The sequence below is a fragment of the Sphingobacterium sp. LZ7M1 genome, assembly GCF_024296865.1.
GTDB lineage: Bacteria > Bacteroidota > Bacteroidia > Sphingobacteriales > Sphingobacteriaceae > Sphingobacterium.
This window is the reverse complement of the sequence record NZ_CP101134.1, coordinates 1,024,899-1,046,014: the sequence shown is the minus strand read 5'-3', so window position 1 is coordinate 1,046,014 and position 21,116 is coordinate 1,024,899. Positions and strand designations below refer to the sequence as shown.

The 21,116-nt window shown below is 41.4% G+C and carries 18 protein-coding genes; 9 read left to right on the top strand and 9 right to left on the bottom strand.

Going from position 1 to position 21,116, the window contains the following annotated elements:
* Nucleotides 1-40: 40 nt before the first annotated feature.
* The gene (locus tag NMK93_RS04405; protein ID WP_254529820.1) at nt 41-1,144 is read left to right on the top strand and encodes a metallophosphoesterase; all 1,104 of its coding nucleotides are present in this window, start codon (nt 41-43) and stop codon (nt 1,142-1,144) included.
* Nucleotides 1,145-1,678: 534 nt separating this feature from the next.
* Here NMK93_RS04405 and rplT read toward each other — a convergent pair.
* The 4 genes from rplT to thrS form a co-directional block, all read right to left on the bottom strand.
* Nucleotides 1,679-2,023, bottom strand: a complete 345-nt coding sequence (rplT, locus tag NMK93_RS04400) for a 50S ribosomal protein L20 (protein WP_093098929.1) — start codon at nt 2,021-2,023, stop codon at nt 1,679-1,681.
* A gap of 100 nt (nt 2,024-2,123) precedes the next feature.
* Nucleotides 2,124-2,324: a 50S ribosomal protein L35 gene (gene rpmI, locus NMK93_RS04395; protein WP_185210477.1), complete on the bottom strand. Its 201-nt coding sequence runs from the start codon at nt 2,322-2,324 to the stop codon at nt 2,124-2,126.
* A gap of 38 nt (nt 2,325-2,362) precedes the next feature.
* Nucleotides 2,363-2,926 (bottom strand): translation initiation factor IF-3, encoded by a 564-nt coding sequence (infC, locus tag NMK93_RS04390; protein WP_214648496.1) that lies wholly within the window; start codon nt 2,924-2,926, stop codon nt 2,363-2,365.
* A gap of 12 nt (nt 2,927-2,938) precedes the next feature.
* Nucleotides 2,939-4,864 carry a threonine--tRNA ligase gene (gene thrS, locus NMK93_RS04385; RefSeq protein ID WP_185218208.1) on the bottom strand — a complete coding sequence of 642 codons (1,926 nt, stop codon included), beginning with the start codon at nt 4,862-4,864 and terminating at the stop codon, nt 2,939-2,941.
* A 486-nt stretch (nt 4,865-5,350) separates the two neighbouring features.
* On the opposite strand from thrS, the gene NMK93_RS04380 reads away from it, so the two are divergent.
* Nucleotides 5,351-5,974 (top strand): 7-carboxy-7-deazaguanine synthase QueE, encoded by a 624-nt coding sequence (locus NMK93_RS04380; protein ID WP_185210479.1) that lies wholly within the window; start codon nt 5,351-5,353, stop codon nt 5,972-5,974.
* 88 nt (nt 5,975-6,062) lie between these two features.
* On the opposite strand, the gene NMK93_RS04375 is transcribed toward NMK93_RS04380, so the two are convergent.
* Genes NMK93_RS04375 through NMK93_RS04365 form a run of 3 tightly spaced genes read right to left on the bottom strand, consistent with a single transcriptional unit; the run spans nt 6,063 to nt 9,821 of the window.
* Nucleotides 6,063-7,469, bottom strand: coding sequence for an arylsulfatase (locus NMK93_RS04375; RefSeq protein WP_254529817.1), 1,407 nt, complete (start codon nt 7,467-7,469; stop codon nt 6,063-6,065).
* 1 nt (nt 7,470) lies between these two features.
* Entirely contained in the window at nt 7,471-8,541 is a 1,071-nt protein-coding gene (locus NMK93_RS04370; RefSeq protein ID WP_254529815.1) for a Gfo/Idh/MocA family protein, read from the bottom strand.
* A 20-nt stretch (nt 8,542-8,561) separates the two neighbouring features.
* Nucleotides 8,562-9,821, bottom strand: a complete 1,260-nt coding sequence (locus NMK93_RS04365) for a Gfo/Idh/MocA family protein (protein ID WP_185210482.1) — start codon at nt 9,819-9,821, stop codon at nt 8,562-8,564.
* 115 nt (nt 9,822-9,936) lie between these two features.
* On the opposite strand from NMK93_RS04365, the gene NMK93_RS04360 reads away from it, so the two are divergent.
* From NMK93_RS04360 to NMK93_RS04340, 5 genes are all read left to right on the top strand, one after another.
* Complete coding sequence (locus NMK93_RS04360; RefSeq protein ID WP_254529813.1) at nt 9,937-11,202, top strand: DUF819 domain-containing protein; 1,266 nt, start codon at nt 9,937-9,939, stop codon at nt 11,200-11,202.
* Nucleotides 11,203-11,454: 252 nt separating this feature from the next.
* A complete protein-coding gene (locus NMK93_RS04355; RefSeq protein ID WP_185218211.1) occupies nt 11,455-11,685 on the top strand; it encodes a hypothetical protein in 231 nt (76 codons plus the stop codon).
* 24 nt (nt 11,686-11,709) lie between these two features.
* On the top strand, nt 11,710-13,386 hold the full coding sequence (locus NMK93_RS04350; RefSeq protein ID WP_254529811.1) for a fimbrillin family protein: 1,677 nt from the start codon (nt 11,710-11,712) through the stop codon (nt 13,384-13,386).
* 405 nt (nt 13,387-13,791) lie between these two features.
* Nucleotides 13,792-14,010 (top strand): hypothetical protein, encoded by a 219-nt coding sequence (locus tag NMK93_RS04345; protein ID WP_254529809.1) that lies wholly within the window; start codon nt 13,792-13,794, stop codon nt 14,008-14,010.
* Nucleotides 14,011-14,038: 28 nt separating this feature from the next.
* Nucleotides 14,039-15,712, top strand: a complete 1,674-nt coding sequence (locus tag NMK93_RS04340) for a fimbrillin family protein (RefSeq protein WP_254529807.1) — start codon at nt 14,039-14,041, stop codon at nt 15,710-15,712.
* A gap of 103 nt (nt 15,713-15,815) precedes the next feature.
* On the opposite strand, the gene NMK93_RS04335 is transcribed toward NMK93_RS04340, so the two are convergent.
* Nucleotides 15,816-16,871: a phytase gene (locus tag NMK93_RS04335; RefSeq protein WP_254529805.1), complete on the bottom strand. Its 1,056-nt coding sequence runs from the start codon at nt 16,869-16,871 to the stop codon at nt 15,816-15,818.
* Nucleotides 16,872-16,881: 10 nt separating this feature from the next.
* Entirely contained in the window at nt 16,882-19,692 is a 2,811-nt protein-coding gene (locus tag NMK93_RS04330; RefSeq protein WP_254529803.1) for a TonB-dependent receptor, read from the bottom strand.
* A 266-nt stretch (nt 19,693-19,958) separates the two neighbouring features.
* On the opposite strand from NMK93_RS04330, the gene NMK93_RS04325 reads away from it, so the two are divergent.
* Both NMK93_RS04325 and rsmI read left to right on the top strand, forming a co-directional pair.
* Nucleotides 19,959-20,402 carry a thioesterase family protein gene (locus NMK93_RS04325; RefSeq protein ID WP_185210490.1) on the top strand — a complete coding sequence of 148 codons (444 nt, stop codon included), beginning with the start codon at nt 19,959-19,961 and terminating at the stop codon, nt 20,400-20,402.
* A gap of 20 nt (nt 20,403-20,422) precedes the next feature.
* Entirely contained in the window at nt 20,423-21,088 is a 666-nt protein-coding gene (gene rsmI / locus NMK93_RS04320) for a 16S rRNA (cytidine(1402)-2'-O)-methyltransferase (RefSeq protein ID WP_185210491.1), read from the top strand.
* The last annotated feature ends 28 nt before the right edge of the window (nt 21,089-21,116 follow it).

Below are 21,116 nucleotides of genomic sequence, written 5' to 3'. Positions count from 1 at the left end.
GGCCCAGGTCACGTTTGTTTTTCTCAGCAATCCTAAAAAAATGAACGCAATCAAAAAAATCATATGCTTCTGTGTCCTATTGGTCACAGTCACTTCTTACGCCATAGCACAAGAAAAAAAAGCCTTTGAAAAGCCTCATCTATCCGATTCCAGCTCCTGGACCATGGTCCTCTTACCTGACATCCAGAACTACGTGAAGTTTCAGCGGAACCAACCTATTTTGGATGTCATGATGAATTGGATCGTGGAAAACGAGGACAACCTCAACATTCAGATGGTCATGTGCACGGGAGACCTGGTAGAGCACGATGACATCATCAATCCAGATCCCAAGAAAATGGACCAGACCGGTAAACAGCAATGGGAAGCAGCCGCAAAAGCCTTCGAAAAACTGGATGGCAAAATCCCCTACATTACCGCAACCGGGAACCATGACTACAACATCTTCAGCTATACCCATAAACCCAAGACCACGCATTTCCCAAATTATTTCTATCCGGACAAAAACAGCGAAAACCAAAAGATCCTAAGGGAAGTTACGGAGAACATTTATGGGAACCCAAGCTTAGAAAATGCGGCCTATCAATGGAAATCACCTCATGGCAAGCCGTTTCTATTCCTTTCCATCGAGTTCGCTCCTCGAGATACTGTATTGAAATGGGCAAACAAGGTCGTCAACCAAGACAAATACCGAGACCATAGCGTAGTCTTGTTGACCCATGCCTACCTAAATTACCAAAACGATCACATCAAGACCGCCAAGTATGATCTGCAGGACGCCAATTACGGGACTGCTGTATTTGAAAAACTGGTAAAACCATCCAAGAATATCGAAATGGTTATTTCCGGCCATATAGGCTCTCCAAACGACCCCAGGAAACATGTAGGCTTCCGTATCGACAAGAACGCTGCAGGTAAAGATGTAAATCAAATGACCTTTAACGCCCAAGCCTTGGGTGGTGGAACCTATGGAAGTGGTGGAGATGGCTGGATAAGGATTTTGGAGTTTTTGCCAGATGGTAAAACCATAAAAGTAAAAACCTTTTCCCCATGGTTTGCATTGTCAAGCAGCACCCAAGATATGGCCTGGAGAAAAGCAGATTATGATGAGTTTGAGATTGTATTGGGGGAAAACAGACGATAGACATTAGACAATAGACAACAGACATTAGAATTTGGGCAAGGATGTGGTTCTCGACAGGCTCATCCAACGGCTGGACCAAGATTATGATTTGAAGATTATTTCCTGGCAAAAATTGACCCCATTTCCGTAGGGGCTTATTGCATAAGCCTGCTGCATATTTAGAACATATAAATGGTTTATATGGCGAGCAGTTCAATTATCCTCGATAATGGATGACAGGATCTAAAATATAATTAGCGTACGGAACCAAAAATGAGCTAAAAAGGGATTCAGAGCAAAGCGAAGAATCTATTTTTTGTTTTTTTAGGGATGCCAGTCATTCCAAAATCGTAAGATGAGGAAACCATTTTTTTATTGGTTGGAGGAAGGAATTTTGACGTCAAACAGGAAGTACAAAGAATCCCATAATCTGTACCTGCATCCGTCAGCCGGATGCGATACACCCGTACAAAAATCCCTAATTTCCTTCAGCAAAAAAAGCCATCCCTTTCGGAATGGCTTTATTTATATCTAACAAAAAGATGCGGTTTAAACTTATTTTACTGCGTCTACAACTGCTTTGAAAGCATCTGGATTGTTTAAAGCTAAGTCAGCTAATACCTTACGGTTCAAGCCGATGTTTTTAGCGTTTAATTTACCGATCAACTGAGAATAAGAAATTCCGTGTTGACGTGCTCCAGCGTTGATACGTTGAATCCATAAAGCTCTAAACTCGCGTTTTTTGGTTTTACGGTCGCGGTAAGCGTACTGTAAACCTTTTTCTACTGTATTTTTAGCAATAGTATATACTTTGCTACGGGATCCATAATAGCCTTTAGCTAATTTAAGGATTCTTTTTCTTCTTCTTCTAGAAGCAACTGCGTTAACCGAACGTGGCATAATTTTTAAAATTTAATTTGGTAAAAGGCGTTGCGTTTTTCAGCAATCTTACGACCCTATACCCGGTTAAAAAAATATTGTTATAAAATGTTTTCTAAACTTATTTACCGATAGCTAGCATACGTTTTACGTTGCCTGTATCAGCATCACTCACATAACTAGTAGTAGTTAAGTTACGTTTTTGTTTAGTAGTTTTCTTAGTCAAGATGTGGCTTTTGAAAGCGTTTTTTCTTGCTATTTTACCTGTTCCAGTCAATTTGAAACGTTTCTTCGCGCTGGAATTGGTTTTAACTTTTGGCATAATACTTATATAATTTTTATCAATCTGTTAGATACGTCTTATTTCTTTGGGCTGGTTTTGGGCGCCAATGTCAAGAACATGCGCTTACCTTCCAACTTAGGCAACAGTTCCACTTTACCATAATCTTCTAGGGCTTGGGCAAAGCGCAACAACAAGATTTCACCTTGTTCCTTGAACACAATTGCACGGCCTTTGAAATGTACGTAAGCACGAACTTTCTCGCCACTTTCCAGGAATCGCATTGCGTGCTTCAACTTAAACTCGAAGTCATGCTCGCTGGTGTTAGGTCCAAAACGGATTTCCTTAATCACCGTCTGCTTCGCATTCGCTTTGATTTCCTTTTGCTTTTTTTTCTGTTCGTAAACGAATTTACTGTAATCAATAATTTTGCAAACAGGAGGCGTAGCGTTTGGAGAGATTTCAACTAAATCCAATTCTAACTCATCAGCTAATGCTAATGCCTGACGTGTCGGAAATACCCCTTGCTCTACATTGTCACCAACCAAACGTACTTCTGGAACACGGATGTGCTCATTGATACGATGTTCTGGTTCTTTTTTTCTTATCGGGCCTCTCGGGCCGAAATTGTTACTTTTTGCCAAATGTTCCTTTAATTAAACAGTTATTTCTTTTATTAATAAATCTTTAAATTCCTCTGCTGTGATCGACCCTAAGTCCACCCCACCATGTTTACGAACTGAGATTGTTCCGCTTTCCATCTCCTTCTCCCCTACAATCAACATGTAAGGCATCTTTTTCACTTCGGCATCACGGATCTTGCGTCCAACTTTCTCGTCACGCAAGTCAATCAGACCGCGAATATCGGAATTATTTAGGGATTCCAAAAGTTTTTGCGCATATTCTTCATATTTTTCTGACACTGGCAGGATGATAAACTGCTCAGGAGCAAGCCATAACGGGAATTGACCCCCGCAGTGCTCGATCAGAACTGCAACAAAACGTTCCAAGGATCCGAATGGTGCGCGGTGGATCATAACCGGACGATGTTTCATGTTATCACTACCCGTATATTCCAGCTCAAAACGCTCCGGAAGGTTGTAGTCAACCTGAATGGTACCCAATTGCCACTTCCTGCCCAAGGCATCTTTCACCATGAAGTCCAATTTAGGACCATAGAAAGCTGCTTCACCATACTCCACTACGGTAGGCAAGCCTTTTTCGGTAGCCGATTCGATGATCGCTGCCTCAGCCAATGCCCAGTTCTCGTCCGAACCGATATATTTGGTCTTGTTCTCTGGATCGCGCAATGAAATCTGAGCAGTAAACTCATTGAAACCTAATGCCCCAAATACATACAGCACCAAGTCAATCACTTTCTTGAACTCCTCTTTCACCTGATCTGGACGACAGAACAAGTGCGCATCATCCTGAGTAAACCCTCTAACACGGGTCAAACCATGCAACTCACCCGACTGCTCATAACGATAAACCGTTCCAAATTCTGCAAAACGAACCGGAAGCTCTTTGTAAGAGCGAGGTTTTGTTTTGTAGATCTCACAGTGATGCGGACAGTTCATCGGTTTTAGCAAGAACTCTTCGCCATCTACCGGTGTATTGATCGGTTGGAATGAATCCGCACCATACTTCTCGTAGTGACCAGAAGTGATATACAATTGTTTATGACCGATATGCGGGGTAATCACAGGCTCATAACCAGCCTTGATCTGCGCTTTCTGTAAAAAGTCCTGAAGTTTTTGTCTCAATGCAGTTCCTTTCGGCAACCACAATGGCAATCCCATCCCCACTTTCTCCGAGAAGGCAAACAGTTCCAATTCCTTACCTAACTTACGGTGATCACGTTTCTTGGCTTCTTCGATAAACTTCAAATATTCGGTCAATTCCGAAGCCTTAGGGAAAGTAACCCCATAAATACGGGTCAACTGCTTACGAGATTCATCACCTCGCCAATAAGCACCTGCCACATTGGTCAATTTTATCGCTTTGATAAAACCTGTATTCGGGATATGTGGTCCACGACACAGGTCAGTGAAATTTCCTTGTGTATAAAAAGTGATCTTTCCATCTTCCAAGTCCTTGATCAAGTCCAACTTGTACTCATCACCTTTTTCCTCGAAATAAGCCAATGCATCCGCTTTTGATACAGCTTTACGCTCAAAAACCTCTTTTTGCTTAGCCAATTCCAACATCTTGTCCTCAATCTGCTTGAAGTCATCCGAGGAGAATTCACGGTCACCGAAGTCAACATCGTAATAGAAACCGGTTTCGATGTTTGGACCGATACCAAATTTAATCCCTGGATAAAGGGCTTCTAGTGCTTCTGCCAATAAGTGAGCGGATGAATGCCAAAAGGTAGATTTACCTTTATCATCATTCCAGGTCAATAATTTCACCGAAGCGTCTCCTTCAATAGGTCTTGAAGAATCCCAAACCTCACCATTTACCTCTGCAGCTAATACATTTCTAGCTAATCCTTCGGAAATCGATTGGGCAACCTGCATAGCAGTTGTACCCTGTTCATACTGACGGACAGATCCATCAGGTAGTGTAATGTTAATCATTTACAACTATGATTTATTGTTTGTCTAAAATTGCAACCTTTCCAATATGTACAATTACATTGGTTTATAAAGGCCGCCTTAATTAATGCAATGCAAAAATACGAAAATTTTTAGTCTTTTCGAAATGAACTCTAGGGGAAAAAAGTTTATTTTCAGTCATTTCAGAAAAGTTTTTGCTTATATTTCAAGAAACATGGACTTCTATTTCTGGCCTCGTTACAAATCCCAGCTTGAAGAAAAAAACTTCAGCAAAAATAAAAGGAAGCAATACAGCTGGGACTCACCTTACCCTTATTCGGGACATATTTCGAAAATTACGAATATGCCTCGAACAAGACTAAAAGGAATCCCGAATGAAATTTTCGATTTTAAAAATTTGAAGGTCTATTTTTTGACCTTCAGCCGACAGGCTTGAAGGACTTACAAGGGATTGAAATTCCATTTATCTTGATTTTTTTCCTACTTTTGCAGCTCAAATTCAGTAACATGTCAAATCAAGTTCCAGAGGACGGCACATTTCTTCCCTTGATGGAAGAATTCTACACGATACAGGGGGAAGGATACCATACCGGAAAAGCAGCATATTTTATTCGTTTGGGAGGTTGTGATGTAGGCTGTCATTGGTGTGACGTCAAGGAGAGCTGGGATGCTGAAATGCACCCCTTGACTTCTGCAGACGTCATCGTGGAGCATGCTTTGCAACATCCGGCAAAAACCGTGGTGATTACCGGTGGCGAACCTTTATTGTACAACTTGACCTACCTGACCCAAAAGCTTAAGGAAGCAGGCATCAAGATTTTCTTGGAAACCTCCGGAGCTTATCCTTTGACGGGATATTGGGACTGGATCTGCCTTTCTCCAAAAAAATTCAAGGGACCGAGAGAAGATGTGTTGAGTGCAGCAGGTGAACTGAAAGTCATCGTCTTCAATAAAAGTGATTTCCAATGGGCCGAAGAACACGCGAAGTTTGTTAGCTCGACCTGCAAACTCTACTTACAACCGGAATGGTCCAAGGCTGCAGAGATGACTCCTTTGATCATTGACTATGTTAAGGACAATCCAAGGTGGGAAATCTCCTTGCAGACACACAAATATCTGAACATCCCTTAATGGCGAATACATTTTGCCCATTAGATATAAAAAGGGAAGGGCTGCAAATTTTGATTTGCAGCCCTTCCCTTTTTGTAGCCAATCTTTTTTATTGAAAGGGGAAAATATCACTTTCCGTTCTAGCTTCAGCCATGATCTTCTTGGCTTTTTTCACCAGTTCAGGATGCTTGGCAGCGATATTGTTTTGCTCGGCAACATCGGTCGGTAAATGGTAAATTGCTATTTCAGCATCCGGATTACCTTTAGCATTCAAGCGGATAGCCTTATAGTCACCTAACCTTAAGCCTTGCTTCCCGCCTTGTTCATGGAATTCCCAATATAGATATTCATGTTCCTTTTGCCCTTTTTTACCCAACAGGGTTGGCAAGAAACTGATACCATCGGTTTGTTTCATCGGTTTCGCTTGGGCAATTTCCAATAATGTTGGTGCTACATCCCAGAAAGCGCCTATATGGTTAGATTTGCTATTCGCTTTTACCTGAGCTGGCCAATGCACAATAAAAGGCGTTCTTACCCCACCTTCATAAACATCACGTTTATTACCACGGAATGGACCCGAACTCTTAAAGAAATCAGGATCTGCTCCGCCTTCCCTATGCGAGCCATTGTCGCTCGTAATGATGATAATGGTATTTTCAAGCATTCCTTCTTCTTCCAAGGCAGAAACTACATCTGCTACCTGCCTGTCCATACGGGTAACCATAGCTGCAAAGGTCGCTCTAGGCTTAGCTTGGCTGGTATAACCTGAACTCGCATTAGGTCCATAAGGGCTACCTTTGAATGGTTTTTCCTCAAACTTCCCGTCAAACTCCTGAAAGATTTCATCTTCCGGAACGATCAATTCAGCATGGGGCAATACCGTTGGGATAAACAGGAATATAGGTCCATCCTTGTAATTATGGATAAAAGTCAATGATTTCTGATGGATCAGGTCTGGAGCGTAGGTCGTGGTTTTCATTAAGTTCTCATTGCCCTTCAGGTCAATACGCTCCTCATTATCCCACAGATGAGTTGGATAATAACGGTGGGATTGTCTTTGGCAGTTATAGCCATAGAATTCATCAAACCCTTTTTCCAGGGGATCACCTGTCGTTCCAACCATCCCCAAGCCCCATTTTCCGAATGCACCGGTTCTATACCCAGCATCTTTCAGGGCCATGGCAAAGGTTTCAACTTGCTGAGCTAAAGGTTCCTGACCTTCAGGAACTATTTCTTTATTCCCACGGATATGCGTATGACCCGTATGCTGCCCGGTCATCAAGGCAGAACGTGAAGGGGCACATACAGGAGCCCCGGCGTAGAAGTCCGTGAAGAGCATGCCTTTTTTAGCTAAGGCATCGATATTTGGGGTGCTGAATTTTTCTTGTCCATAGATACTTAAGTCTCCATAGCCGAGGTCATCAGCGAGAATCAATACAATATTAGGTTTCTTGGATTGAGCTAACAGCATCAGGTTGAGAAACAGCAACCCGAACAAAAGAGAGTATTTGCGCATTTTAGAGTTTTACGATTTCACCAGTCTTTACAGATTCATCACATGCAATAGCGATTTGGAGGCTATTGATGGCATCCTGCATTGATTTTTCCAAATTTAAGTTTTCCTTTATGGCTTTCAGGAAAAAGCGTTGTTCCCTGTTGCAGAGTTCCTGATGGTCAGGCTCATCGGTTAGGTCTAGCCATTCATCTTTTTTCAAAAATTCATTCTGCGCATTGATATCAGCATAATGGACCTTTAAGGATTCTGTTTTGGTATGTGACTCGACAGAGTCTGAATTTCCAGCTTTTCCAGCTTCTTTGGCCACGATGGATACGCAGCCCTTCGGCCCGATCACGTCTTTTACAAAGAACGCCGTATCACTGATCATAGGGCCCCAACCTGCCTCATACCAGCCTACACTGCCATCATCAAAACGGATCTGCAGCTGGCCATAATTGTAATTATCTGTCGGTATATCATCCGTTAGCCTTGCACCGATGGCCGATACAGTGACCGGATTGGCATTGGTCATTTGGCACATCACATCGATATAATGCACCCCACAGTCAACAATTGGGCTCAGGCTTTTCATCAAATTACGGTGCACATCCCACATATAGCCTTGGCTTTGCTGGTTCAGGTTCATGCGCATGACCAAAGGATACCCCATGGTCTTGGCAACCTCAATAAATTTAATCCAGGAAGGATGATGCCTTAAAATATAACCCACCACCAGTTTTTTATCGGCAGCATTGGCCGCATCGATTACTTTCTGGGCCCCTAAAACCGTATCCGCAAGGGGTTTTTCAATGAAGACATGTGCTCCTGCCTGAAATGCCTTGATGGCATAGTCTTCATGGGTATCCGGATAGGTAGAGATGCAGACCGCATCCGGTTTCGATTCTTCTAGGGCCTGCTCATAGCTGTCATACAAGGGGTATTGCGCAGCTAATTTCTCATTCAATTTCTTTTTACTGTCTCCACGCGAGACCAGTCCTACAATTTCAAATTCTTCCATCTCATGATAGGCCTGCGCATGGGATGCTCCCATATTACCACAGCCAACCACTAAAATCTTTATCTTTTCCAATATTTCCCTTTCACCAATAATTATGTCGCCAATCCCGGTCTAGGGATTCTTGCAGTATCTATTTCCATTTCCCAATTATATCCATCTGAACTCGGACCATAGGTTTTGGTTGAATTCAAGATTTCATCCAACGAAATAATGCTACCAGTATAAGCAGCTTCGCGCGCCCAGATAGCCATTAAGGTAGAATCCGCCATAAAATCACCATCATTGATCACTTGCTTATTCTTGATGGCCGCAAAAAGCTCATCATGTTGCGTCTGGTACATATTGTTCATCTTACCGTTAAATTTCCACGGATTTGATCCATTGATTGCATAGGAACTCAAAAGGCTTACATTAAAATTGCCTTTGGTCCCGATTGCTTCTACGGAGTTTCGTGGTTGGGTACCATTTTGCTGTCTGCCGAAATGGAACCCTTTCAAGCCATCTCCATAATCAAACTCAATGGCAAAATGGTCGAAGACATTGCCATACTTGTCCCAAGGACGGCTCTGTCTACCTCCTGTTCCTGAAACGGTTTTAGGCAATCCGCGGTTTAAGATCCAGTTCATGAAATCTATGCTGTGCACGGTCTGTTCAACGATGATATCACCCGAATAGCGTTGGTAGTAAAACCAATTGTACAATTGATATTTTAGGTCGGTCCAATTTGGCTGCCTAGGTTTTTCGGTCAATTCACCGCCCAACCTGAAGGTACTGATGGCATAGATATCACCTATACTGCCATCATGGACTAATTTTGCCAATTCACGGTTAGGAGTTGAATACCTAAAGCAATAGCCAGAAACAAGGTTCAACTTTTTCTCTTTGGCTACTTTTACCGCTTCACGCACTTTATGTACACCGGGCACATCTACCGCCATAGGCTTTTCACAGAAGATATGTTTACCATGTTTAACCGCTTCGGTCAAATGATCCGGTCTAAAGCTCGGAGGGCTGGCCAACAACACGACGTCAACGTCGGAGGCTATTAAGTTTTTATAGGCATCAAAACCTACATATTTCCTTTTTTCAGGAACATTGACGCGATCTTTGTGCGCTTCTTGCAGGGAAGCCAGCGCTGTTTCCAATTGTTCCGGAAAAATATCGGCCAATGCCACAATTTCGACATCTGGATCAGCAGATAAGGCCTGAAAGGCGGCTCCTGTTCCACGACCTCCACAGCCGACTAATCCTACTTTTATTTTTTTCTTGAAATCAAGGTTGGTATTTGAAAAGTCTAATGAAGTGGCACCAAGGATAATACCACCGTTTTTAATAAAATTTCTTCGGTCCATTCGGTCTTTTTTTGAATGATTCAGATTGATCTAATGTTTTTGATATGTTGATTATTTCAATAAATAATTGAAAAATTATCTATTTTCACAGCAAAATAACAATTATTACAATTTTATGCAAATAACCGATACAGAAGCCGGACCATTGATAGAGAACACTACGGTGGTCTTTGGATTATTGATGACGATCTTAGGTTTGGTTTTTTACACCTCCAGTCTATCCAACAGATACATCAAGGGATTTTATAATGTCATCCCGCCATTGTTGCTCTGTTATTTCTTACCGGGGCTATTGAATTCGTTTAATATCATCGATGGTGAAAATTCGCCATTGACGACGATCGGGAGCCGTTATTTTCTTCCGGCCTGTTTGATCTTATTTGTGAACAATCTAGACCTCAAGGAGATGTGGGCATTGCGCAAGAGAGCAGGATTGATGTTCATAACAGGTACAATAGGTATCCTATTGGGCGGCCCATTGGCTGTTTACCTGACTTCCTTGGTCGCACCAGAAGTCGTTGGGGGCACAGGGCCCGATGAGGTCTGGCGTGGATTAGGTGCATTGGCAGGTTCATGGATTGGTGGATCTGCAAACCAAGTGGCCTTAAAGGAGATCCTTCAACCTTCTCCTAACCTCTTCTCTTCCATCATCGCCGTGGATGTTTTTGTAGCCTATATCTGGATGGCCATTCTATTATATGGTGCAAGCAAATACAAGGCCGTGGACAAATTCTTCAAGGCCGATTCCCAGGACGTGGAGCACCTAAAGGCAAAAATGGATGAACGCGTAAAAGTTAACAGCCGCATTCCGGAGACGAAAGATTTTATGATCATGATTGCGTTAGCCTTCGGCGGAACGGGACTGGCAACCTTATTGGCAGAACCTGTTGCTAACTTTATGGCAACCCATTATCCGGAGACGGAGAAGTTCTCCCTGACCAATACTTTCTTCTGGTTGATCTTCTTTGCTACTGCCATTGGGATATCCCTATCTTTCACTCCAGCAAAAAAACTGGAATTTGCCGGAGCATCCAAAATCGGAACCGTTCTGTTATACGTACTGATCACCACAATCGGAATGCAGATGAACATCATGGCCATTTTGGGCAACCCTGGTTTATTTGTAGTCGGCTTTATCTGGATCAGTTTCCATGCTATATTGTTGATCATTGTTGGAAAGATCTTTAAGGTGCCATTCTTTTACTTTTCTGTGGGAAGTATGGCGAATGTAGGTGGTGTTGCCTCCGCATCCGTGATGTCTGCTGCCTTTCATCCCTCTTTAATTTCTGTTGGAGTAATCTTATCAGTATTCAGTTATGCAATCGGAACCTATGCAGGATGGTTAACGGCATTGCTGATGAAAATCGCTTCAGGCGTATAAAAAAAACCTATCATTTCGAGAAACAGCGCTAAGTCAAATAGCGCTGTTTTTTTTGCTTGCCGACACACATTTTCCACTCTCCCTCTGAATTGATTAAACACTTAACTTAAAGTTTATACTTAAAACACTAATTTTTACTTTAGTATTAATATTTTTATTTATTTTTGCTAATATTAATTAATTAAGAACCAATTAATTAAAAAATAACGATTATAGATAAACAGCCAACCTGTTATTAAGAACCAAAAAATCATGAAGACCCCACAGGAACCACACTGCTTGGGCGCTGAAGATTTGAATGCCTCTGTAAGGAAAAAAGACAAAAAACCTTACTTACGCCCGAAAATTTCCATTCAGCCCCTACAATTAGATTTCAGTCTTATGGCCACTTCTACCCATGTCAGAATGGGAGGCCCAGGCAATGTCCCAGAAGTTGAAGACTGGGAGGACGAAGGAGAAACTATTAAAGATTTTGACTTTTAGAAAAACCAACTAAACCCTAAAAAGATGAAAATTACAGCCCCCCTATTTATTCTGAGCAGTTTATTTTGCATTGTCATGTTAAATTGTTGCAAGCCACGTGATATAGATTTACCATCCGAAAAAGGGATTGTATTTCGAGTGGTAGGAATCGAAGAAGATAGTAGCGCAGAATTAATGGGCTCCAATAGAGAAAGGGATACCGAAAACCTCAATAAATTCCCTATCCATCGAGAGCTACACAACATAGAAGGCATGGACATCGATTTAATGATCGAAGAAAGCGCTGAAAAGAATATAGCATTGACAAAAGCTGTAAGCAGCAAACCATTTGGTGAATTTAACTGGTACATCATCATGCTCTTTGAAGCCGACGGCAATGGCAACGCTGTGTCGTTTCACCTTCTCTCCACCAGCACTGGCAATGGACCAACTATCCCATTTCCCGCATATCGCAATAGGCAATACAGATGGTTTGCCTATTCCTATAACTCCTCTACTTACCTCCGCCAACCAACAGTTGAATCTCCTATATTAGATGTCAACTCCGCAGCAGCTGAAGACGGAAGCGACTTTCTTTACGCCACGGGCGTAATCACAACGAGCAATGATCCGAACGCTCCAAATGTAGCTTCCATTACTTTTAAAAGAATGGTCAGTGCGATACGTTTTGAAATCGATGCTAGAGGCGCATTCTCTTCCATCAAAAATTTGAGGGTGGATTTCCCAGCATCCTCTAATGGTTTTAAAAACGGGAAATTCTCCCTTAGAAATGGGGTATTTAAAGAGACAAACGCTGAGGAGCCATTTAGTAGACCAACATGGCTTGATCATATAGCCGATACCATTCCAACCGGATGGGTCAAATATCAACAGTTGCTAACTGTTCCGAACGGTGAACCTATGAATTTTCAGGCTATCCTAAAAAGTTTGACCCTTACAAGCCAAACCATTACACCAAATAACCCTACCGCAATCACCTTTGCAGACCGAGATTACGGAATACCTACAGCGGGCATTCCATTAAATTTCCCAGCTTTCACACCTGTTGCAGGCAAGCGATATACCATAAAATTAAGATTAAAGGAGAGCACACTTTTAGTGGGTGGAACCAATTGGGCTAGGGGAAATTTGACCTATGTAGCCAATTCACCAAAAAACAAATATAGATTTTGGTACGACAACAACTTTATAAAAAATGTCAATGGCGGAATGATAAACTTTATAGAACGCGATTATTTTGACACCAGACCACCCATAGGGGAACCACAAGCCGAACCCAGAAATTGGGACCCATGTGCTTTAGTATATCCAGAAAACACTTGGCGGCTTCCAACAGCAGCAGAATTCACTAGACTCGGCGAATTGGCAGAGTCGATTAACAGAAATCGGGTTGACCAAGAAAATAATGGCGGATGGTATGCGTCTTGGAGAAACCGACCAGGGGTGGGCACTCCAAGGTACAAAAACAATAATTTTAATTTAGTTGCCGCTGGCTTCAGGGACAGAAAGACAAGAGAATTAAGGAGATTTAATTATCGGGGTTTTGGAACGCTTTCAGCTGATGAAGGATTCTTTAAGACCTCGGACACGACCCAGTTTTTCAATTTTGACTATGGCGGATTTGCAGGCATAGACTTTGGCATGAGGGTGTTTACTACTCATGAAGGCATTGGAGCAAATGTTCGCTGCGTGAGGAGATAACCCCCATTTGCTTAGCAAAAAAAACAACAATATTAACCTAGCTGTTACTCAATTTTTGGACGGAAGAGAGGCAAATGTGCGATGTATAAGAAAATAAATAATTAGGCAAAAATATAACTACATATAATATTTTTTCTTGTAGGCGTAATGATTTTCATTGCGCCTTTTTTGTTTTGAATAATTTTCGACTACAGACTTAATAAAACATATGACGAAAGAAAATTTCAAAAAACAGGCCTTTAGTAACATTTTTATACTTTTAATAAATTTTTTACGAAATATTGTTTTGAATTATATAATTTTGAAACAAACGATTATAAACCATTGATAATATTAAATAATTATAGACCAACCAGTTTAAGATTGATCGGATTGAAATATTCATAAACTAAAAAGCATGATTTTATGCCTAATAAAAAAACAAGAAGGAAAACTTTTTTTAAAAACAATGAACATCTCAAACAAGAATATAGCCTTCCAACAATTGAAATCTATGTTGTTAAATTAGATTTTGATGTTGCTATTACATCAACCAGGATAAGGATTGGAGGGGAAAACGAAAATACGCCAAAAGTTGATGAATGGGAAGATTCCGACGGCAAAACCTTTAATGTAGACTTCTAAAAGCAAATAGACCCAAATTAAAAAAACAATGAAGCACAGAATTGACCCAATTGTCTTCATCTCATTTTCTTTTCTAATCCTCTTTTGCCAATGCAAGAGACCTGAGCCTACAATTGGGGGCAAGGAAGGATTAACATTCAGTGTACAAGGCATTGGAGAAACCATAGACACAAAGGAAATCCTTGCAAAGCACAGTTCAAAACAGAACAGTGCTGAACCCTTGATCTTTAAAAAAGAGCTGACTTCTGCAAATGGTGTAGATTATGACTATATGCTAGCCGAATCGAAAGCCTTTGAACCGAAATCCCGTTCGATAGCCATAGCAAACCCGCTACCCAGCAGCACAAAATACCTGATCGTGCTGTATGATGCCAATGATGCCGGTGAGGCAACTACGTATTTTGGCCAGGCACAGGCTTCGGCAACTTCTGAAATCGTGATCGACGCCTATAGGAACAAAAACTACCGTTGGTTTGCCTATTCCTACAATAATGGCAATGATCTAGCGACATTTGACCCTGCAAATCCAAATCTGACCATTAATTCTACAGCATTGGGCCAGGGGTCGGAATTTTTATACGCGACAGGGCTGATCCGAACTTCTGATGACCCTGAAGCCGAAAATAGAATTCAGATAACCTTCCAGCGGAAAATGAGTTTACTCAGAATTGAGCTGGACGCTAGGGGTACCTTTTCCAAGATCAAGAGTACCAGTATTGAATTCCCTCAAAGTGGTGGAAATACTGGTCTTAATAATGGCGTATTTTCAATTATTAACGGAAATTTCACGAGCACCACGCCTGTAGCTTTTAATGCAAGCCAGTGGACCGACGCCATAGCCGACAGCATTCCCTTAGGCTGGGTGAAATACATGGATTTCCTAACTGTTCCCAGTGGTGGAAACATGAGTTTAGCGGGTAACATAAAGAATACCATAATCACAAGTCAATCTGTAAATTCAGAAGCGCCCAATGTAGATTATTTTGTTGATCGAACGTTTGACAATGTCCCATTTAGCGTACCTACTTTTACACCTGAAATGGGCAAACGCTATGTGCTAAAAATACGGCTGATCGAATCGGGAATAAATTATGGTGGCGCAAGTTGGGCACGTGGAAACCTCACCTTTGTTGCAAACTCCTTGAAGAATCAATACAGGTTTTGGTATGACAACGGTTTTGTAAACAACAAATCTGGAGGTATGATGAATTTCATAGAAAGGGATTACTTTGATACCAGACCCCCAAGACCACTTCCACAAACTGGTCCGACGATCTGGGATCCATGTGACCAAGTGTACCCGAAAGGAACTTGGCGCCTTCCTAAAACCTCTGAGTACCATACCATAATAAATTACACGACCAACAGGGTCCGCTACAACCAACCTGGAGACAAAGGCTGGTATATGGCCTGGACAAATGTTTCATCATTGGGTCCACCGAGATATCCAGACAGACACCTACCCTTTGTTGCGGCTGGATATAGGGCAATGAACAGAACATTGAAAGACTTCAATTATGAGGCTGGAAATATAGTACCTTTCTTTCCAAAATATGGGGATATAGGATATTATAGGACTTCAGACACTTTAACGTACATGACCATGTATTACAGGCAGAGTGCCGTGTTTACGACAATGGTACTAGATTTAGAACAGATCAGGGACGGAAGAGGCGCCAATGTAAGATGTGTCCGTAAATAATAAAGAAAGTTATAGGTAGTTTTAAGTATAGGTCAATAGTTAGTGTTGAGAAAAGGCCGCGAAAATTTCGCGGCCTATCTATTATCAATCCAATTGTTGTATGTTATTTTTTTGCATCAATCTGATCTTGGAACTGCTGCCAGTCATAATAATGGAACACCATTCCATTACTCATAGCAACCAAAATTCCTTTCGGGAATTTAGCTCCGATCGGCATAGATATCGCATCGGCACCATCACACTCCACAGCTGATACCGGAACCTCAGCAATCCTTGTATATTGATGAGGATTTCCTGCATCCCCTTCTCGAGGGTAGATGTTAAAGGAATTGTTCTGTTGATTGGAGGCTACAATATAACCTGTACTGTCGCTGCTCTTGTAGATGGCAATACCTTCATGGTCCTCTTTGAAATCCTTTTGTCCGAAAACCGCAAGGACCTCATTGCCCTTAGCCGGATCAGCATAGTATTTATGGATTCCGAAACCTTCATCAGAATAATAGACATAACCTAGTTCGTTATCCACGGCTATTGCCTCGATTTCCTTTCCTCCCTGGAAGGCTCCGAATTCACGCACTTTATTACCTACGACCACGCCATCCTTATCCTGTAGTTCATACTGATACAGGTATTTTCCTGTCGGTCCGATCTTTCTACCTACGATGGCATAGATCTTATTTCCTGTAGTATCCATTTGCGTATATAGCGCGATACCCATAGGTGACCTTTCTGTTTCACCTTCAAACACGGGAATTCCGCCATTATCTATCGGCTTTAGATCCGGTAAGCTGAACACCCTGATCTTATCTGTACCGCGTTCTGTAACTACAGCTATATCCACTTTCTTACCGGCCAAATTAAAGCCATAAGCGATGTCGACATTGTTTGGACGATCCAAAGGAACGACCTTATTGATGATCTTTCCGTCCATATCATAGGCATAAAGCCCACCGGTTTTTTCATGTTTATCTGTCCCGATAACGATTACCTGGGAGCTATCCTGAGGGTTGACCCAAATAGCGGGATCATCGGTATCATTAGGCACCACTTCAGTAATTACGGCTGGTTTCAGCGCATTTTCGGCAACAGGGGCCAACTTATCTCCACAGGAGACAAGCACTAGGGCCGAAAAACTAAATATTGTAAGTTGTTTCTTCATTTGTTGGTTTTTATAAGTCATATTTAATTCCAAGGGTATAGCGCGGCTTGTAATATTCTAATTGGCGCATGCGCTGTACATCACCTTGGTAGTAACGCAAAGGTTGATTGGTTAGGTTGTTGGCTTCAGCAAAAATGCGAAGTGACTTAGTTACTTTATATGCAGCATTTGCATCTAGGAAAAACTGTTTGTCATAATAAGCATCGGTAAATGCATCATCTCCGATTTCATCCAAGTAAGCTGCCGTATAGTTTGCAGATACACGAGCTGAGAATTTATTGTTTTCCCAAGACAAGGATCCGTTCAACATGTGCGGGGCAGTTCTAGGCAGACCTAGGCCTTCACGCAACACACCGTCTTCACCTGAGATACCCTTAGCTTTTGACTCGGTAAAGGTATAGTTTGCATAGATGGCGAATCCTTGCAGGAATTTTCCAGGAAGGAAATCCAACTGTCTCTGGAAAGCAACTTCAAAACCATAAACATCTACCTTATCGCCGTTTCTAAACTGTGCAAAGTCCCATGTTTCACCTGCAGCGATAGGGTTTGCTAGATTTGGGAACACTTCCGAGAAACGAGCATTGGTAAAACTCCTATCATTGTACATGTAGATAAAGTTCTTTAGGTTTTTATAAAATGCACCTCCGGAAATAATACCCACATTTTGGAAATAGCGTTCCAACATGATGTCGTAGTTGGTCGAATAGGTTGCTTTCAAGTTTGGATTGCCTGCGAACAATTCTTTATCATCTATGTTGGAGTTAACATATGGCGCCAAGGCGTAGTAGTTTGGTCTTGCCAAACTGGTTGTCACAGCAGCACGAAGGATAAAGTTGTCCGAGAAATTATGCTTTAAGGTAATACCTGGAAGAATGTTGGTATAACTGTTTTCATTACGGATCTGACCTTTTAATTCTTCTTCATCAACGACATTATTACCGGTATAGTCAATGCGAGTATGCTCCAAACGAGCTCCCAAGATCAAGGCTGTTCTTTCCGTAATATTTTGATCCCAACGTACATAACCTGCAAAGATCTGCTCTTTTGCTTTATAGTTTTGGGAAAGGAACTCTTTTGGGTTTGCCTCTTCTTCAAATTTAGATTTATCGCTTAGGTTTAAACCTCCTAAATAGTTTTTGTCTACAAAGGTCCCTGGAGCATAACGCTCACCTTGGTCCCAAGTTTTGGCGTCCCATGTCACCAATGGCATTCCAGAAGTTAAGGTCTCAAAGCCTGTAACGGGCTTGTATTCAAAGAAATTGTTATCTCTTTCTTTGGTTTTCAACCTTACACGTCCACCAAAACGGATCCTTCCTTTTTGATCTGCAATCACCGACAAAGGAATACGGAAGTTTAATTTGGCACCGAATTCATCTTCATGGGTGTTGTTTTCATTTTCTGTGATTTCATTAAGTTCAAATTTGTCCAAATCTGCGTTTGCATTCGCAATAAATGGCAGGTAAGGATCAGAAATATCGACAGAAAGAGGTCCCGATGGTTTTTCATAAGAGATATACCTTTCGTTAGGTCTCCATTCAGAGGCTCTTGAATAAGAAGCAGCCCAGTCCATATCCAACAAAGGTGAAATAAGGTGCTCCCCTTGCAATGAAAAGTTCAATACAGTCTGACGCTCTAAACGACGGCCTTTGTTTCTGCTATTATCAATACCGCCTTTAGTTTCACGTTCAATTAGTCCTGTGTAAGACTTGGTTGCATTATCGTACTTTAGCTTTGAGAACTTGGTTGCAAAACGGTTTTCGCGGTCATCACGCCAGTTGTACATGGCATTTAAGGCAATCCTGTTTCTAGAATTAAAGTTGTAGTCCCAGGCAGCTGATACACTTCTACGGACACGGACCACATCATATTTACGGATCTGCATTTCTTTTAGGAATACATTTCCATCTTTTTGATCCCATTCGGCTTCAATGTTGTTTGAACCAAAATCATTGGTCTGCATCGTTCCACTCAATACCAAGCCCATCTTGTTATCCAGGAATCGGTTACCATAGATCAAAGATCCATTGTAGATTGCTTTTTCACGAACTGGGGAATATCCACCACTTAGGGTAGCAGAAATACGTTGCTTATTCGGAACGGCACGAGTGATCAGGTTCACACTACCACCGATCGCATCAGCATCCATATCAGGGGTCAATGTTTTGTTGACTTCGATCGATGAAATCATGTCGGAAGGAATCAAGTCCATCTGAACATTACGGTTATCACCTTCTGCTGAAGGAATACGGTCACCATTCAAGGTCACAGAGTTCAATTCTGGGGAAAGACCACGGACAATAATATTTCTTGCCTCACCTTGGTCATTTTGCATCGTAATACCCGGAACCCTTTTCAAGGCATCTCCGATATTCTGATCCGGAAAACGGCCCACTTGGTCAGAAGAAATAATATTCGTGATGTTGCTGTTATTTTTTTGCTGGTTCAAGGCTTTTGCTTGACCTTTTGCAATATCTCCAATGACTTGGATCTCATCAATTGTTTTGCTAGCTGGCTCCAAAAAGATTTCAACAGCCATATCGGTAGTCTGGATCTTTTGTTCAAAATGTTGGTAACCTAAATAGTCAACCGATACGGTATAAGTTCCAGCAGGAAGGTTTAGGAATTCAAAATTTCCGTTTGCATCGGAAACCGTGAATTTATTGCCTTCTGCAATTCTTAAAGTTGCACCTGGTAAAGAAAAATGATCATTGTTGTCCATGACCTTACCTTTTAGGATGGTCGTTGTAGCCAAAGGGGTGGTCCTTTGAGCAAAGGAAATACAACAAATGAAATTGAATAGGAATAATAGGAATAATCTCATAAAGTTAATAATTTAATGGCCCAAAAATATTTATAGGGATTTACTAGATTATTAACTGGATGTTATTAATTTGTTAACATACCAACCTGTCGATTTTCCTATAATGAGTATTTATTTCTTTTTATCAGCAAAATAGCCTAAATGCAAGAAATGCAGTTCGCAAAAAGTTAACATTGAATTCTCATCAGATTGTTAAGCTTCGTATTTCATGGAAAGCCGATTATTTATTTTTCATATTTTTAGAAAAACACTAAAGATTAAGGTCGATGGAAGAAAATATATTTTACGAAGGACAGGTTTTATGGTCGCAGATTGATGCAAATGTGCATTTACGACATTCTGCATATGCGGATTTTTGCGCCCAGGCAAGGAGTAATATGCTGAACAAGATGGGGCTGTCGCTAGAGGAATTCAATAAGCGAAAGATTGGACCTATTTTGTTTCGTGAAGAGTTGAATTATTTGCGGGAAATAGGTTTGGATGAGCGGGTAAAAGTAAGCGTTGTGATCACTAAATTCAACAAGCTCAATTCCAGGTTTTCCTTCAGGCATGAGATCTTTAAGGAAAATGGTGTGAAAGCGGCTGTAGTGTTAGTGGATGGTGCCTGGATGAACATTAGAGAAAGGAAATTGACCAACATCCCAGAAGAATGGATGGAAATTATCAGCAAAATACCTAAGTCCGAAGATTATACTGAAATAGATTCTTAGTTAATCGCTATCTTTGGATTATGTTATATATTGTTCCCACACCAATTGGTAATTTGGAAGATATGACCTTTCGGGCCATCAATGTCCTGAAACAGGTTGATATTATTTTAGCTGAGGATACAAGGACCAGTGCACCTTTGTTAAAGCATTTTGGGATTGACAAAAAAGTCTTTGCCCATCATCAACATAATGAGCATAAAGCTGTCCAAGAAATTATCCGATTGTTAAAGGAAGGGAACCAGATCGCGCTAATCTCGGATGCCGGGACGCCAGCCATCTCTGATCCTGGCTTTTTATTGGTTCGGGAAACGATCAAGGAAGGTTTGGATGTGCAATGTTTGCCTGGTGCAACGGCTTTTGTTCCGGCCCTGGTTAATTCTGGACTGCCAAATGACCGCTTTTGCTTTGAAGGTTTCCTTCCTGTAAAAAAAGGTAGACAGACCCGCTTGAAATCATTGGCAGAAGAAAAAAGAACGATGATCTTCTATGAATCTCCACATCGGATCTTGAAAACCATAGATGAATTCATTCAAATATTTGGACCTGAAAGGCAAGCTTCAATATCCCGAGAAATCAGTAAGATGTATGAGGAGACCGTGAGAGGCACATTGGAAGAGATTAAACAGCATTTTGAATCCAATCCTATCAAAGGGGAATTTGTGTGCTGTGTCGCGGGACATGAGTAATAATAAAAAAGAATTTTTGACGTAAATA